The following is a 14,465-nucleotide window of genomic DNA, read 5'->3' as shown; positions in this document are numbered from 1 at the left end:
GGAATCGACTGTAGATGCTGACTTTTATCCGCCGGCTCGGCATCACCAAACTGGGCTTGATCACCGGGAGCCTGGCGTTACTGAGCAATGTTGCGCTCGCCGCCAATGGCCCCCCTCCTTCTTTGTATAGCAGCCTGGCGCGCTCGGCTCCAGAACTCAATCCCATCGTGCTGAAAAGCGCGCTGAACGCGGTGCAATGCGCTGTCAGCAACGGCGAGGAACGTTCCGATCGCCTGGCAGTGATTGACTACTCCCAGCCTTCGACCGCCCGTCGGCTGTGGATCTTCGATCTGCGCAAAAAAACCTTGGTCCTGCGCGACCTGGTGGCCCACGGTGCCAAATCCGGTGAAAACTTCGCCACCGCGTTCTCCAATCTCGAAGGCAGCCACCAGTCCAGCCTGGGCCTGTTCCGCACCCAGGAAAGTTACCTCGGCACCCACGGCTACTCGCTGCGCATGGACGGCCTGGAGCCCGGTTTCAATGACCTGGCCCGCGACCGCGCCATTGTGATTCATGCCGCCGACTACGTCAGCCCGTTGTGGAGCAAGCGCGAAGGCCGTATCGGCCGCAGCCAGGGCTGCCCGGCGGTGCGCCCGCAAGTCGCGCGCCAAGTGGTGGACAAGCTCAAGGACGGGCAGTTCATGTTCTCGTGGTACCCCGACCAGCGCTGGTTGAAGTCTTCGACCTATCTCAATTGCAAACCCCAACAGGTGGCGAGTAGTCGTACAATCCGTGGCGGATAGCCTGTCCCCACAGATAAAAGAGAGCGTCGCATGCTTCTACATAAATCCACCTGGATCGAGATCGGGCAGTTTCTGGAGCGCAGCCGCACGGTGGTGATCCCCATCGGCTCCAACGAACAACACGGCCCTACCGGCCTGCTGGGCACCGACTGGATGTGCCCGGAAATCATCGCCGTCGAGGCGCAGAAGAATGCTGACATCCTGGTCGGCCCCACCTTCAATATCGGCATGGCCCAGCATCACCTGGGCTTTCCCGGCACCATCTCGCTGCGCCCCTCCACCTTTATCGCCGCGATCGGCGACTGGGTGCGCTCGCTGGCCGGGCATGGCTTCGACAAGATCCTGTTCCTGAACGGCCACGGCGGCAATATCGCCACCATCGAAGCGGCGTTTTCCGAGCTCTATGCCGAAGCCAGCTATGCCCGCCGCCCAGCCGGCTTCGCGCTGAAGCTGGTCAACTGGTGGGACTTGGAGGGCGTCACCGACCTGGCGCAGCGCCAGTTCCCGGTGGGCCATGGCAGCCACGCGACACCGTCGGAGATCGCCGTGACGCAATGGGCCTACCCGGACTCGATCAAGTCAGCCGATTACGCGCCGAAAATCGCCAACACCGGCCCGATCCGCGAGGCACTGGACTTCCGCGCCCGCTTCCCCGACGGGCGCATGGGCTCGGACCCGGCATTGGCGACGGTGGAAAAAGGCGGTGAATTGGTGGCGTTGGCGGCGCAAGGGCTGATCAAGACCGTGAACAGCTTCAGCAATGAAGCAAAGCCCTAGAATAAGTACGCGTTAAATGTGGGAGGGGGCTTGCCCCCGATTCGGTGTGTCAGCCCTACATAAACTGGCTGACACACTGCTATCGGGGGCAAGCCCCCTCCCACATTTTGTTAGTGCAGTGGCTGGGATTACTGACAGTCCTGCGCCGCCTGCTCCAGCCGCGACGGCTTGAGTGCCGAAGCCAGGGGCTTGCGCTCATACAGGAACACCTTGGTGCCATCCTGGGATTTGTAGGCTTCCAGCACATCATCGGCCGCAATCTTGCTGGTCAACAGCACCTTGGCGTGGCGTGAGTTCTGGGTCACGGTCGAGGTGATGCCGTGCTTTTCAAGCTTGGGCAATACGCATTGCACATAGCCTTCAGGGGTCTTGGTGGTTTGCAGGGTCAGCGAGGGGGCATTGGGCGCCGTGATACAACCGGTCAGCAGCAGGGAAGCAAAGGCCAGGGCCGGGGCGAAAAAAGAGCGCATAAACATTCCTGAAAATAACAGATAGGTTTGCATCGGCCCGCGTATCAACCGGCGCGGACCAAGGCTTTTAGCGACGCATCGAACTGCTTCAAGGCATCTTGTTGTACATCTCGCTGCTGCTCGATCTGCGCGGCAATCTCGAGTGCTGACTTGTCATGCACCCACACCGACGGCACCTGCTTATCCACCGAGCCTTCGGCCTTGGCGATGTATTGCAGGTCGGCGTCATAGAACCGCGCGGTAAAGCGCGCCTCGACCACGTCATTACGCGGGGTCAGCAGCTGGCTATGGGTATCGAGCACCACCACCACGTCCGGATGCGCCTGCACCAAGTCGTCCAGGCTGGCATAGACCGTTACCGAGACAAATGTGCCTTGCAGCGAGTGCATCAGCCAGTCGATGGCCAGTTCCGGATCGGAGCTGTTGACGAACGCCTCGCGAATGCGTGCATCCAGGGCATCCTTGGCGCCATTCAGCGCCATGGCGTGGTAGCGCTCAAGGTAGCTGAGGTTGTCGCGTGTGTTTTCGCTGTACAACACCCCCACCGAATGCGCGCGCTGCAGGGAGTCTACGCTAGCAACGAGTGGCAGCAAATGGCCTGTACGCAGCTCATCGGCAATCGCCGGGTTGGCCAGCACCGCAGTGCCGAGCATCAGGGTCATCAAAGCCAGCTGGATTATTGTCCTCATCGCGCAGTTCCTTGAGCAGCGTTTCGATGAGCGGATTCTGCGCCTTTGCCATAAAAACAGAACTTGTGATCCTTGATGGTGACTATCATTTGAACCGATAGTGTCAGGCAGCCCAGCCCCATAAAACCTATAAGGACCACGCCATGAAGCCTCACCAGAAAACCTTCGACCGCATCCGCGAAGCCGTATTGCCGGAGTTTCGCGAGCGGGTCGCCGATTACCTGGTCGAATATGAAAATGTGCTGCTGAACGAGGCCAGTGGCGCCGACGAGCAAGCCTCCAGTGCCCAGCAGCTGCGTGGCTACCTGCGCGGCTTGAATACCACGCGCGTGCTGGGCATGGCGGACTGGGAAGACCTGGACCGGCGCGTCGCGCAAATCAACGAAAGCGCTACACCCCAAGGCGTGGCTGGTTGACCCACGCCTGCACCGACGGCCTTTGCCACTGACGCCGCGCGTACGCCACCAGCTCGGCGGGCACCGCGTCGCCGTTGAGGATCAGGCGATTGAGCATCAGCGCCAGATCCACGTCGGCGATCGACCAGCTGCCGAACAGGTAATCCGGGCTACCCGCCAGCAACCCCTGCGCCACGCTGATCAACTTGTCTGCCGCCGCGCCGGCCAGTGGCGACAAGGGCGGCATTTTCTGCCCGCAGAACACCACCAGCGTCGAACGCTCCTGGCGGATCGGCAGCAAGTCACTGCGCAGCCATGCTTGCACCTGCCGCGCCCTCGCCCGGTGCTGCAGATCGACCGGGTAAACGCGGGTGCCGGGGTAGACTTCGTCCAGGTATTCAGTGATTGCCGAGGATTCCGACAGAGCAAAATCGCCGTCCTCTAGCGTCGGCACACGCTGGGTCAGCGACAAAAGCGCGTATTGCGCAGCCTGATGCTGGCCGGCATCGAGGTCCATCGGCACGGTCTCGAACGCCAAACCCTTTTCGCGCAAGGCGACGAACACCGACATGGCATAGGGGCTAGTGAACAGCGAATCAACGTAAAGGCGCAGCGCACGGTGGCTCATGGACGATCTCCTTGAAATGAGACCTAACGCTACGAGATCCGGGGCGATAAAGACAATGCGCTGTTTTTATGGGGGCATTCCTGGTGGGAATAGCGGCAGTGACAACCCTCCAGCACGCAGACATTCCATATTGGACAGTTTGCCGGAAGGGTTAAAGCCTGTTCACAGTTAGGTAACAAGCAAGCACCAGCGGCGAGCCTGATCGATAAATTAACGAACGGCACTACGCCTCAAGCAGTTTCAGTTTTTTCAATATAGCTACACAAATACATGCATCCTGAAAGGCTGTCCCCACCGAAGAGAAAATTGTAGTTTTACTCTGATATTTAAGGTATTCCTGCTGCAACATCTCTGAAATTGAAATCGAGTCATAATGATAATTTCCCGCTTCTCGAATCGCCGTCTCGCGATCCTCTACCATCAGTATTGAACGAGGAACAAGTTCGATTGGAAACTCGCGCGACACTGTCGTGTGTTTTCCAATAGCGTTTACATGTACACCTTCCAGTACATCACTACTGGAAAATAAAGGCTGAGCGCAGGTTGTAGCGGTACACAGTATGTCAGCATCCTTAATTGCAGATCGTACATCTTTGCAGCGGTTGAACGTCAGATTCTTAGAAAATCTATCAACGGCACGCTCAATAAAGACTCTGACATTTTCCTTGCTGCGAGAATACACAGCGACATCCTTGATATCTCTTACGCAGAGCACAGCTTCAAGCGCGGCCATCGCTTGGGCTCCAGTACCAATAACAGCCAGCCTCTTCGAATCTTTACGCGCGAGCAGATCAGTCGCGAGCCCAGCGGTGGCACCCGTTCGTAAAGACGTTACTGTAGACGCATCAAGCAGCGCCTTGATCTGTCCATTCGATCCCTCCTGCACTACAATGACACCATTAATTGAACTTAAGCCTTTGCTAACATTAAGAATATGGTGGGATATCACTTTCACTATAAATAAATTATCAAGCCTGGAAAAAATAGGCATCACGCCAAACGTAGCACTTTGTTCACTATTTCTAATCAGTGTCCGAGGTGGATAATCCAATTCGTTAGAGCGACTATAACTTTCGCGTAACGCTGAAATGGCGTCGCTCATACCCATTACATTCCGTACAGCCGAATCATCCAGAATTTCCACATCCACCTCTTGTCTCGCATATCACCTAAGAAAGCTCGATTAGAAAGCTACGCTCATACGATAAAAACACTTCACCGGAAGCTTTAACCCCCTTCGTTCGCACCGTAACAACTCCCTGACCGGGACGGCTTTCGGAGCGTCGTTTCGCTATAACCTCACTTTCAGCATAGATGGTATCTCCCACAAATACCGGAGCCAGAAGACGCACCTTGTCCCAACCAAGATTCGCAATACCTTTGTTACTGGTGCTCGCCAAGCTCATCCCGCCCACGATCGAGAACGTGACGAGACTGGACACCAAGAGCGCACCAAATTCAGTTCCCTTCGCGTAATCCGAATTTATATGCAGAGGATGAGTATTCATACAAATTAAAGACATCCATGTATTATCAGCATCGGTAATAGTGCGACCCGGCCTATGTTCATAAGTGTCCCCCACGCTAAATTCATCGAAATTGAGGCCGTGATCTTCCCGATAACGTCCAGGTGAAAGCTCAACTAGCTTGCTTAATGCCTTGATGGAAATATTCGCCATACTCATATCCCTCTTTTGCTTTCTTTATGCAGCACCATCTGGTGAGTGGCTAGTAGCTTCTTCGCTAAAACCGCAAAGGGCGGCCCTATCATTTCTCCGTCGATAGAACCTATGGCCGTCGATAGCTCAGACGATTCCAAACCGTTAACAATGGCTTTGGCTTTTTCCAATTCTTCTTGCGAAGGAGAGAACAATGTGTTGATTATACTTACCTGTGAGGGGTGGACTGCGATTTTGCCTGAATAACCGAACTCTTTAGCCAATTCAATTTCAGCCTCCAATTGCTTGTCACACTTTAAGTTAAAACACGGAGTATCTATAACTTTCAGGCCTGCACTCAGCGCAGCGAGGGCAACCTCGCATTTTATTTGCATCATGGCTGACTTAGACATACGAAAACTGATCTCAGATGACAAATCTGCACTTCCCAAAATCAGCCCGCATAAATTTTCAGACTCCTTAATAATTGCATCAATACCTCGCAGCCCTTTTAGCGTCTCAATAATACCAAAAGCCTGTGTACGCGACCCTGCGACGGACATTAACTCCCCGACTATCCGCAACTCACCAGAAGTCTCCACCTTTGGGATTACCAAAAATTTCGGAACAATGTTATTGTTCATTAAAAAGACCAAGTCCCTGATGCCTTCCGGCTTGGAGAGCGAGTTGACCCTAACTGCCAGAGGACACTGATTCCATATTGAGCGATCCAATCTTAAAAGCCGGTCACGCGCAATCTGCTTCTTGTAAGTGGGGATGGAGTCCTCCAAATCCAACAACACGACATCCGCTGCAGATTGAATAATTTTCTCTTCAAGCCCTTCCTTCAAGGCAGGAATACACAACCAACTTCTAGCCAGCATATCCATATCAGCTCCTCTTTATTGACAGGCGAATAGCCACTACCGCACCACAGCTACCTAAACCAATAGCCAGCCATGCTACACCGTGCATTCCAAACGGAATGGCCACTGTCGCTAGTGCCCCAAACAACAGTGCTACAAACTGCTGCGAAAAGCTAAACAACATCATTGACTCTATACCTGCACTTTTTTTTACAGCCATAGACGCGACACATGGGTACATGACCGCTTGCGCATACCAAATTGCAAAATATGACATGACCACAACATGCCGCCCCACGTACTCTAATATGGCTAATAAAAACAGCAAAACTGCTAAAGCCATCACACTGACGCCTAGCAACGTAACAGAATATGTACCCATCCACCTTAATGCCAATCTCACAGACAACGCCCCAAAAAAATAAGCTATGCCTAACCCAACGCCAAAAAGTCCGTACTCGGAACTGCTCCACCCCAACATCAAATCAAATACATATACTCCCATACCTTGATAGATGACAAATAACCCATAACTACATCCGCCCACTATCACCGGCAAATAAAAAGAGCGCTGAACTATTATATGCGCGTAGCTTGAAGCACATACACGCCGTCGACCCCGAGCATCCAGCAAAGATAATCTCTCTCTCACAGGCAGCAGCAGACACATAATTACGATCGAACCAACAATCACAATCAAAGAGAGAATTTTCCAATGGAAAACCGAGACAAGATAGCCACCTGCAACCTGGCCGGCAATTAACGAAAAAACAAACGCATAGGATAGTAGCGACAAACTTTTCGCCAACGCTATCCCCGAATAAATCTCAGACAATAATGCCCGAGCTATCAGGGCTGCACCGCCTCCCCCCACTCCTTGCAGAAGTCTGGAAATATAAAAATCCGTAGAATCGGAAGCCCATATACACAAGAGGCTTCCACCGAAAAGCGTACAACAGAAACCTAGCAATACGATTGCACGACCGAAAGCGGCAACAATACGAGCGGCAAATACAAGTGGTACTACTGCGCCTCCCAAGTACATGAGCATGGAAGTATAACCTTGCGATTCGCTCATATAGAGCGATTCAACGATATCTGGAGTAGCAGGCAAATAAAGCGTGACCCCTAACTGAGCTACCATCGTTGCACTGCACGCCAGCACTTGCACCCTAGTATCTGACCGCACTTTAATCTCTCCAGAGCAATTGACGTAAGTAGAATAATCAAAGTACTGACTTCACTGCGGTACAGAACCTCACTAGATCAGCATCTTGAAGATTGGCTCTCAACATGATTCGCAAACCGGGCGCATTCTTCGCGACAATTGGATAAAATAGTGGAGACGTGTAAAAACCCTGACGCATCAGTTCCGCAGCAGCTGAAATCGCGTGGCGTTCGTCAACCATTGGTATCAGCCGTATGGGAAGCCCATCTCCAAGTGCCGCATTCGGCATAAGCTCATCAAATCTGGCTATTTTTTCGGCCAGCTTATTTTGGAGAATATTTATCTCATTGGACGCATGTATTCGAACAGAAGCCAATATAGCGCCTAGACCAGCCGTATTGATCCGCTGAGACCATGAGAGAGGTCCACCAAACCTCAATAAGCTTGAGCTTTTAATCGTGTCATCAAAAAAAATGACGCCTCCAGAAGCACCAAATCCCTTATTCAATGAAGCAATGATCATCGTATGCGCATTTACCCCGCCCATTTCCTCAAGGACCACGCCTCGCCCATTGCGTCCTTTGATAGATAATCCGTGCGCTTCGTCGTAGAAAACGAACAAACCATACTTATCTTGCAAACCCATCAGGTCCTTTATTTTTGCAACGCCTCCAGTGCTGTAGACGCCATCTGCAACATAGGCAACTCGGGAATTTCTTTTGCAGCAGTCTTCCAGGAAGTTCAGGTCGTTATGGGGAGCAGTCAGAACCTGCGTTTCATCGGCACAAATAGGCTTCAGCAGATTCAAACAAAAATGTGCAGAACGATCAAAAACCATTACTGGCGGTTCATTCCCTGTAAAAAAACCTGCCGCTAACAAAGGCAGCATTGCAGATGCCGCCGAAGCACAAGATGACGTCGTCAGCGCATTGACTGAAAACAACTCCGACAACGAAGCTTCTGCCTCTTCGAGCAGTGGCAGTTTGATTCGCACTCTGGAAGTAGAAGAATTCAGCACCCGCGTGCTTCTTAGTGCTGACAGACTTCCTTCTAAGATATTCGGATTTGAATCCAAGCCTAAATACGAGTAAGAACACATATTTATAAAACGCTTTCCGACGATCTCCATTACACCACTACCAATATTTTCAGCAACGATGCCACTCATACCAGCTTCTTGGGTGCTTTCCCAAAAAGGTTCTCCCGCTGAAAAAATTTTTTTAATATTAGAATAACTGTTCATGCATCTACCTATCCGTGTTGAGGATGACAAGTCGGTAGTAATACTTGAACACGTGGAAATATTTTACAAGCGGGCAAGATATAGGATACGACTCAAATTCCTGTAGGCAAATTCCTCAAATAACAATATTAACCTTCGAGATGATAATTATGGCTCCATGACACACTCAAACCCAATCCCGAGTCGTTATCCAGAACTCGTTTTACGCGTACAGTCGCACCTACATGAAGGCGCGACCGCTCTCGATGAATAATTCAAAACTCAGCAGCGTATTTCCCCCGATACCTACCCCGCAAACCCGCCCTCATCCAAAAACCCTTGCTCCGCCGGTGTGTTCTCCCTCCCCAACACCCTATTACGATGTGGAAATCGCCCAAACCGCTCGATGATCTGCGCATGTTCCTTGGCCCAGTAAAAAGTGCTGGCACCCAAAGGCTGATTAAGCGCGATGGAGCGTTGCTGGTCATCAGGGTCTTCCGAGTGCTCAAACGGCAGGTAACAAAACGCACGTAGCTCGGGTTCGATCAATTGGTCCAACCCGGCGGCCACCATCTGCTGCGCATACAGGCGCGCCAGCGGGTCGGTGGCAAACATATGTGCCGTGCCGCGAAAAGCATTACGTGGGTACTGGTCCAGCAGGATCAATAAGGCCAGCGCGCCGTGGGGTGAGGCCAGCCAATCCTCCAGCTCGCGTCGCGCCGCTTGCAGGTGGGTGGCATAGAAAATGTCGCGAAAGCGCGTGTCGAACTTATCGTCCTTGGCAAACCAGCGCTTTGGCCCAGCCTGTTTCCAGAACTTGATCACGACCTCGGCCGATTGTGAATTTACTCGTGTCATGGGTGCCTCCGAGAACGCACCTGCGCGACGCGGCAAAGTGCTGATTAATGTTATACAATAACGCCACATCTCCGCCCTGCCTTGTGAACCGCCCCCCATGCCTGACGCAGTTGCCCTACGCCCACGCCTGCTTTCCATTGACGCCCTGCGCGGCCTGGTGATCCTGTTCATGTTGCTCGACCACGTGCGCGAAACCTTCCTGCTGCACCGCCAGGTGGGCGACCCGATGAGCATCGACGCGACCGAGCCGGCGCTGTTTTTCAGCCGTACCCTCGCCCATCTGTGCGCGCCGGTGTTTGTGCTGCTCACCGGTTTATCGGCCTGGCTGTATGGGCAGAAATACCAGGGCCGGCGCGCGGTGTCGGCATTTTTGTTCAAGCGGGGTCTGTTTCTGGTGGTGTTGGAGTTCACGCTGGTCAACTTCGCCTGGACCTTCCAGTTGCCGCCCAGTGTGATTTACCTGCAGGTGATCTGGGCGATTGGCGTGAGCATGCTCGCCCTCGCCGCGCTGGTGTGGTTACCGCGCCCGTTGCTGATCACCCTGGCGCTGGCGATCATTGCCGGGCATAACTTGCTCGATGGCGTGCATTTCGCGCCCGGATCGGCCTTGCAGATTGCCTGGTCGATCCTGCATGAGCGCAGTTGGATCGAGGTGTCCGATACCCTGCGCCTGCGCGTGACGTATCCGGTGTTGCCGTGGATCGGCGTGATCGCCCTGGGCTACGGCCTCGGCCCATGGTTTGCGAATGCCGCCCTGCCCGCCGTGCGCCAGGGTTATTTGCTGCTGGCGGGTGCCGGTGCGTTGCTGGGTTTCGTGCTGTTGCGGGCGGCCAATGGCTATGGCGAAAAACCCTGGCAGGCCTATGACGGCGGCGTGCAGACAGTGATGAGCTATTTCAACATCACCAAATACCCGCCTTCGCTGTTGTTCCTGGCGCTGACGCTGGGCATCGGCCTGCTATTGCTGCTGGCGTTCGAACGGGCCGCGCAGAAACGCTGGATCAGCATCCTTGCGGTATTTGGCGCGGCGCCGATGTTCTTTTATCTGCTGCACCTGTATGTGCTCAAACTGTTGTATGTCGCTGCCGTCGCGTTGTTTGGGTTGAATCACGGCAATTACTTCGGGTTCGACAGCATGGGCGCCGTGTGGTTGGCGGCGTTCGCGCTGCCTCTGGCGTTGTATCGGCCGGTGCGCTGGTTTGCCGGGCTTAAGGCGCGGCGCAGGGATATCACTTGGCTCAAATATCTTTGAGGCAATGACTCAGGGTCGTTCGAATTGGCGGCGTAGCGCTTCGATTTGCTCACGGCGAACGCAACCCTGCAGATGATCATTGACCATCCCCATCGCCTGCATCAACGCATACATCGTGGTCGGGCCGACAAAGGTCCAGCCACGTTTCTTCAGCGCCTTGGACAGTCGCACCGAAGCCGGTGACGTCGGGTTGGCCGTCCAGTACGCCATGTCCACAAGCGGCGGGCGCTCCTCGGGGCCGGGCTCGAAAGACCAGAGCCAGCGCGCCAGGGAACCGGTCTCGCTGACCAGCTCACAGGCGCGGCGCGCATTGTTGATCGTAGACAGGATCTTCGCCCGGTTACGCACGATACCGGGGTCGTTCATCAAGCGTTCGATCTGCGCCTCGCCGTACTGCGCCACCTTGTGAAAATCAAAGCCGTCGAATGCCTGCCGAAACTGCTCGCGTTTGCGCAAGATGGTGATCCACGCCATACCCGCCTGAAAGCCTTCCAGGCAAATTTTCTCGTACAACTGGATGTCATCCGCCACGGGCACGCCCCACTCGTGGTCGTGGTACTGCGGGTATTGCGGCGCGGCGTTGCGCCACGCGCAGTGGGTGCGCCCGGTTTCGTCCGTTGTCAGCCCTGATGGGTCCATTTATCACCTCGCATGCCGAGCGCGGATGATACGCAAAAAAATTTGCGCCCCGTCAACCGCTCAAGCATCGCGGTTGCAGGCGCACTGGTCAGACCGGCACCCCTCGACCGCCGAATATTTGCTTGTGGTTTGAAAAAAACCGAGCGTAGACTGGCCGCGCACTGGACTTACCGGTAAGACCACAACAATTAAGCCCTGGAACCACCAGGGCACCGAATAGAGATCCTTCCCATGCTCAGATGGTGCTCGCGTTCGATTTTCCTGCAAGTCGTGATTGGCCTGATACTCGGCGTCATTTGCGGCCTGGCCCTTCCCGAATTCTCCTCGCAACTCAAACCCCTGGGTGATGGCTTTATCAAGCTGATCAAAATGCTGATCGGCCTGATCGTGTTCTGCGTAGTGGTCAGCGGCATTTCCGGCGCCGGCGACTTGAAGAAAGTCGGGCGCATCGGCTTGAAGTCAGTGATCTACTTTGAAGTGCTGACCACCGTCGCCCTGGTGCTCGGCCTGATCATGGCCTTCAGCACCGGCATCGGCAGCGGCGCGAATATTCATCTGGAGCAACTGTCCTCCGCCGGCCTGAATGAACTGGCCGACAAGGGCCAGCACATTCGCGGCACCAGCCAGTTCCTGATGGACCTGATTCCCAACTCGGTGATCGGTGCCTTTGCCGAGAATAACGTGCTGCAGGTGCTGTTGTTCTCCGTGTTGTTCGGCAGCGCGCTGAACCTGGTGGGTGAAGCGGCTTCCGGCATCTCGCGGCTGATCAATGAATTGAGCCATGTGATCTTTCGCATCATGGGCATGATCGTGCGCCTGGCGCCGATTGGCGTGTTCGGCGCCATCGCGTTCACCACCAGCACCTACGGCCTGGACTCCCTGCAACACCTGGGCAGCCTGGTGGGCCTGTTCTACCTGACCTGCTTTGCCTTCGTCGGGCTGATCCTGGGCCTGGTGATGCGCCTTTCCGGGCTGCGCATGCTGCCGCTGCTCAAGTACCTGCGCGAAGAGCTGCTGATCGTGGTGGGCACGGCGTCGTCCGACGCGGTGCTGCCGCAGATCATGCGCAAGCTGGAGCATCTGGGTATCGGCAGCTCCACCGTTGGCCTGGTGATTCCTACCGGTTACTCGTTCAACCTGGATGGTTTTTCCATCTACCTGACCCTCGCCATCGTGTTTATCGCCAACGCCACCGGCACCCCGTTGTCGATGACCGACTTGCTGACCATCCTGCTGGTCTCGTTGATCACCTCCAAAGGCGCCCACGGCATTCCGGGCTCGGCGTTGGTGATTCTGGCGGCAACGCTTACGGCGATCCCGGCGATTCCGGTGGTCGGCCTGGTGTTGGTCCTCGCGGTGGACTGGTTCATGGGCATTGGCCGGGCCTTGACTAACCTGATCGGCAACTGCGTCGCTACCGTGGCGATTGCGCGCTGGGAAAAAGACATTGATATCCAGCGTGCCAACAAGGTACTGGACGGCCAGCAGGGTTATGCGTTCCAGGCGAAGAAGCCGGTGGTGCCGGCGCACCAGGAATTCTGAAGGCGACACAGGCCAATCTGGGAGGGGTTCTGTGACTGACACACTGCTATCGGGGGCAAGCCCCCTCCCACATTTGCCCAGTATCAGCCTGACAATTGTATTCGCAACATTAAGGAGATAACGACGTGATCAGCACCTCAACCGTCGTCAATTCAGTCGTAGAAAAACTGCGCGCCGCCCTGGCGCGCGGCCAGTGGCGGCGTGGGGAAATGCTGCCCGGCCAGCGTGAACTGGCCGAGCAGATGGGCATCAGCCGCCCGAGCCTGCGTGAAGCGGTAATTGTGCTGGAAACCCTCGGTCTGGTGCGCTCCATGCCCGGCAAAGGCGTGGTGGTGCTGGAAACCAGTGTCAGCGGGCCGCAGTCGAGCGACGCGGTGGCCGACGCCAGCCTGGAAGACATCCTGCAACTGCGCTACACCCTCGAGCCCTTCATCGTCGGCCTGGTCGCCCAGTCCATCAGCAGCAAGGAAATCGGCCAACTGCGCCTGACCCTGATGGACATGCGCGAAGCCCTCGATGCCGACGATGCCGAAGCCGGCATGAACGCCTATATCGGCTTTCACGAAGAACTGTTCGCCCTGACCTCCAACCCGATTTTCCAGAACGTGGTGCAACAAACCAGCAACGCGCTCAAGCAAAGCGCCCAGGTGCTGCGCAATTCCCCTGAACACCTGGCCGAGCGCCTGCGCGAGAACGAGGCGGTGGTGCGAGCCATCCGTAACAAGAACAGCGCCCTGGCCAGTGCCGAAATGCGTCGGCACATCCTGCAGGAAGGCCTGCGCATGGGCATCCGCTTGAACATCCCGGACGACCATCTGGGCAGTTGATACTCTGGAGACCAGCCATGAACGCTCACGCGCTGCAACGCGACCCCCTCCTCCCCGCACTGCGTCTGGTAGCGGGCAAAAAGCCCTCGGTGGATGACATCTACCCACGCCTGTTCGATGCGATCCTTGAGCAGCGCATCGCCCCGGCCAGCCGCTTTACCGAAGAAAGCCTGGGTGAAACCTTTGGGGTGAGCCGCAGTGTGATTCGCCGGGTGCTGGCCAAGCTGTCCCATCAGCAGGTGATCATCCTGCGCCCCAACCACCGCGCCCAGGTGGCGGCGCCGGATGCACACCAGACGCGGCAGATCCTCGAAGCGCGGCGCCTGACTGAAATCACCGTGGTGCAACTGGTGTGCGCCCAGGCCACCGGTGCACAGCTACGTCAGTTACGGGAATTGATCAGCCGCGAACGCGACTGCATCGAGCGCGACCAGCGCGGGCCGGCGCTGCGTTTGTCCGGGGAGTTTCACCTGTTGTTGGCTGCCATCGCAGGCAATGGCCCGCTGGCCCAGTTCCTCAACAGCCTGGTGCCGCTGACGTCGTTGGTGATTGCCCAATATGAAGCGAAAGCCTGCACGTATTGCGCGTGGCAGGAGCATGTGGCGATTGTGGATGCGATCGAGCAGCGCGACATAAGCGCTGCGGTGGGCTTGATGACCCAGCATCTGGATCACCTGGAAAGCAAATTGCTCAAACACCCTTGAGCTGATCGTTCCCTCGCTCTGCGTGGG

The 14,465-nt window shown here is 55.5% G+C and carries 17 protein-coding genes; 7 read left to right on the top strand and 10 right to left on the bottom strand.

What is annotated here, in order from left to right; translation table 11 throughout:
- The first annotated feature begins 14 nt into the window (after nt 1-14).
- Together C4J84_RS11910 and C4J84_RS11905 are read left to right on the top strand one after the other, a co-directional pair.
- Nucleotides 15-743 carry a murein L,D-transpeptidase catalytic domain family protein gene (locus tag C4J84_RS11910; protein ID WP_124362691.1) on the top strand — a complete coding sequence of 243 codons (729 nt, stop codon included), beginning with the start codon at nt 15-17 and terminating at the stop codon, nt 741-743.
- A gap of 30 nt (nt 744-773) precedes the next feature.
- On the top strand, nt 774-1,520 hold the full coding sequence (locus C4J84_RS11905) for a creatininase family protein (protein WP_124435393.1): 747 nt from the start codon (nt 774-776) through the stop codon (nt 1,518-1,520).
- Nucleotides 1,521-1,648: 128 nt separating this feature from the next.
- Here C4J84_RS11905 and C4J84_RS11900 read toward each other — a convergent pair whose 3' ends face one another.
- Together C4J84_RS11900 and C4J84_RS11895 are read right to left on the bottom strand one after the other, a co-directional pair.
- The gene (locus C4J84_RS11900; RefSeq protein ID WP_124362689.1) at nt 1,649-1,990 is read right to left on the bottom strand and encodes a hypothetical protein; all 342 of its coding nucleotides are present in this window, start codon (nt 1,988-1,990) and stop codon (nt 1,649-1,651) included.
- Between the two features lie 44 nt (nt 1,991-2,034).
- Nucleotides 2,035-2,679 (bottom strand): ATPase, encoded by a 645-nt coding sequence (locus tag C4J84_RS11895; protein WP_124370582.1) that lies wholly within the window; start codon nt 2,677-2,679, stop codon nt 2,035-2,037.
- Between the two features lie 143 nt (nt 2,680-2,822).
- Between C4J84_RS11895 and C4J84_RS11890 the strand changes: the two genes are divergently transcribed.
- Nucleotides 2,823-3,095: a hypothetical protein gene (locus C4J84_RS11890; protein WP_124362687.1), complete on the top strand. Its 273-nt coding sequence runs from the start codon at nt 2,823-2,825 to the stop codon at nt 3,093-3,095.
- Here C4J84_RS11890 and yfcF read toward each other — a convergent pair.
- The 7 genes from yfcF to C4J84_RS11855 form a co-directional block, all read right to left on the bottom strand.
- Nucleotides 3,070-3,702 (bottom strand): glutathione transferase, encoded by a 633-nt coding sequence (gene yfcF, locus C4J84_RS11885; RefSeq protein WP_124370581.1) that lies wholly within the window; start codon nt 3,700-3,702, stop codon nt 3,070-3,072. The genes C4J84_RS11890 and yfcF overlap by 26 nt on opposite strands.
- A 223-nt stretch (nt 3,703-3,925) precedes the next feature.
- Nucleotides 3,926-4,846, bottom strand: coding sequence for an ornithine cyclodeaminase family protein (locus tag C4J84_RS11880; RefSeq protein ID WP_124370580.1), 921 nt, complete (start codon nt 4,844-4,846; stop codon nt 3,926-3,928).
- A 25-nt stretch (nt 4,847-4,871) separates the two neighbouring features.
- Complete coding sequence (locus C4J84_RS11875; RefSeq protein WP_124435392.1) at nt 4,872-5,381, bottom strand: MaoC family dehydratase; 510 nt, start codon at nt 5,379-5,381, stop codon at nt 4,872-4,874.
- A 2-nt stretch (nt 5,382-5,383) separates the two neighbouring features.
- Nucleotides 5,384-6,250 (bottom strand): CoA ester lyase, encoded by an 867-nt coding sequence (locus tag C4J84_RS11870; protein ID WP_124435391.1) that lies wholly within the window; start codon nt 6,248-6,250, stop codon nt 5,384-5,386.
- Nucleotide 6,251: 1 nt separating this feature from the next.
- Entirely contained in the window at nt 6,252-7,370 is a 1,119-nt protein-coding gene (locus C4J84_RS11865; RefSeq protein ID WP_124435390.1) for an MFS transporter, read from the bottom strand.
- An 82-nt stretch (nt 7,371-7,452) separates the two neighbouring features.
- Complete coding sequence (locus tag C4J84_RS11860; RefSeq protein WP_124435389.1) at nt 7,453-8,637, bottom strand: aminotransferase class I/II-fold pyridoxal phosphate-dependent enzyme; 1,185 nt, start codon at nt 8,635-8,637, stop codon at nt 7,453-7,455.
- Nucleotides 8,638-8,922: 285 nt separating this feature from the next.
- Nucleotides 8,923-9,474, bottom strand: coding sequence for a DUF924 family protein (locus tag C4J84_RS11855; protein WP_124435388.1), 552 nt, complete (start codon nt 9,472-9,474; stop codon nt 8,923-8,925).
- A gap of 97 nt (nt 9,475-9,571) precedes the next feature.
- Between C4J84_RS11855 and C4J84_RS11850 the strand changes: the two genes are divergently transcribed.
- Nucleotides 9,572-10,726, top strand: coding sequence for a DUF1624 domain-containing protein (locus C4J84_RS11850; protein ID WP_124435387.1), 1,155 nt, complete (start codon nt 9,572-9,574; stop codon nt 10,724-10,726).
- A gap of 9 nt (nt 10,727-10,735) precedes the next feature.
- Here C4J84_RS11850 and C4J84_RS11845 read toward each other — a convergent pair whose 3' ends face one another.
- Nucleotides 10,736-11,365, bottom strand: coding sequence for a DNA-3-methyladenine glycosylase I (locus C4J84_RS11845; protein ID WP_124435386.1), 630 nt, complete (start codon nt 11,363-11,365; stop codon nt 10,736-10,738).
- Between the two features lie 231 nt (nt 11,366-11,596).
- Between C4J84_RS11845 and C4J84_RS11840 the strand changes: the two genes are divergently transcribed.
- The 3 genes from C4J84_RS11840 to C4J84_RS11830 all read left to right on the top strand — a co-directional run bounded on the left by C4J84_RS11840 (nt 11,597) and on the right by C4J84_RS11830 (nt 14,438).
- Nucleotides 11,597-12,907 carry a C4-dicarboxylate transporter DctA gene (locus tag C4J84_RS11840; RefSeq protein ID WP_124435385.1) on the top strand — a complete coding sequence of 437 codons (1,311 nt, stop codon included), beginning with the start codon at nt 11,597-11,599 and terminating at the stop codon, nt 12,905-12,907.
- A gap of 125 nt (nt 12,908-13,032) precedes the next feature.
- The gene (locus C4J84_RS11835; RefSeq protein ID WP_124362682.1) at nt 13,033-13,734 is read left to right on the top strand and encodes a FadR/GntR family transcriptional regulator; all 702 of its coding nucleotides are present in this window, start codon (nt 13,033-13,035) and stop codon (nt 13,732-13,734) included.
- Between the two features lie 17 nt (nt 13,735-13,751).
- Entirely contained in the window at nt 13,752-14,438 is a 687-nt protein-coding gene (locus tag C4J84_RS11830; RefSeq protein ID WP_124366890.1) for a GntR family transcriptional regulator, read from the top strand.
- Nucleotides 14,439-14,465 lie beyond the last annotated feature (27 nt).

This window comes from Pseudomonas sp. R11-23-07 (assembly GCF_003852295.1).
Lineage (GTDB): Bacteria > Pseudomonadota > Gammaproteobacteria > Pseudomonadales > Pseudomonadaceae > Aquipseudomonas.
This window is presented reverse-complemented; position numbering and strand designations above follow the sequence as displayed.

What these genes read in the sequence shown, in the direction of transcription:
- C4J84_RS11910 (WP_124362691.1), top strand. Translation starts at nt 15, where the DNA reads ATGCTGACTTTTATCCGCCGGCTCGGCATCACCAAACTGGGCTTGATC.
- C4J84_RS11905 (WP_124435393.1), top strand. Translation starts at nt 774, where the DNA reads ATGCTTCTACATAAATCCACCTGGATCGAGATCGGGCAGTTTCTGGAG.
- C4J84_RS11900 (WP_124362689.1), bottom strand. Translation starts at nt 1,990, where the DNA reads ATGCGCTCTTTTTTCGCCCCGGCCCTGGCCTTTGCTTCCCTGCTGCTG.
- C4J84_RS11895 (WP_124370582.1), bottom strand. Translation starts at nt 2,679, where the DNA reads ATGAGGACAATAATCCAGCTGGCTTTGATGACCCTGATGCTCGGCACT.
- C4J84_RS11890 (WP_124362687.1), top strand. Translation starts at nt 2,823, where the DNA reads ATGAAGCCTCACCAGAAAACCTTCGACCGCATCCGCGAAGCCGTATTG.
- yfcF (WP_124370581.1), bottom strand. Translation starts at nt 3,702, where the DNA reads ATGAGCCACCGTGCGCTGCGCCTTTACGTTGATTCGCTGTTCACTAGC.
- C4J84_RS11875 (WP_124435392.1), bottom strand. Translation starts at nt 5,381, where the DNA reads ATGGCGAATATTTCCATCAAGGCATTAAGCAAGCTAGTTGAGCTTTCA.
- C4J84_RS11870 (WP_124435391.1), bottom strand. Translation starts at nt 6,250, where the DNA reads ATGGATATGCTGGCTAGAAGTTGGTTGTGTATTCCTGCCTTGAAGGAA.
- C4J84_RS11865 (WP_124435390.1), bottom strand. Translation starts at nt 7,370, where the DNA reads ATGGTAGCTCAGTTAGGGGTCACGCTTTATTTGCCTGCTACTCCAGAT.
- C4J84_RS11860 (WP_124435389.1), bottom strand. Translation starts at nt 8,637, where the DNA reads ATGAACAGTTATTCTAATATTAAAAAAATTTTTTCAGCGGGAGAACCT.
- C4J84_RS11855 (WP_124435388.1), bottom strand. Translation starts at nt 9,474, where the DNA reads ATGACACGAGTAAATTCACAATCGGCCGAGGTCGTGATCAAGTTCTGG.
- C4J84_RS11850 (WP_124435387.1), top strand. Translation starts at nt 9,572, where the DNA reads ATGCCTGACGCAGTTGCCCTACGCCCACGCCTGCTTTCCATTGACGCC.
- C4J84_RS11845 (WP_124435386.1), bottom strand. Translation starts at nt 11,365, where the DNA reads ATGGACCCATCAGGGCTGACAACGGACGAAACCGGGCGCACCCACTGC.
- C4J84_RS11840 (WP_124435385.1), top strand. Translation starts at nt 11,597, where the DNA reads ATGCTCAGATGGTGCTCGCGTTCGATTTTCCTGCAAGTCGTGATTGGC.
- C4J84_RS11830 (WP_124366890.1), top strand. Translation starts at nt 13,752, where the DNA reads ATGAACGCTCACGCGCTGCAACGCGACCCCCTCCTCCCCGCACTGCGT.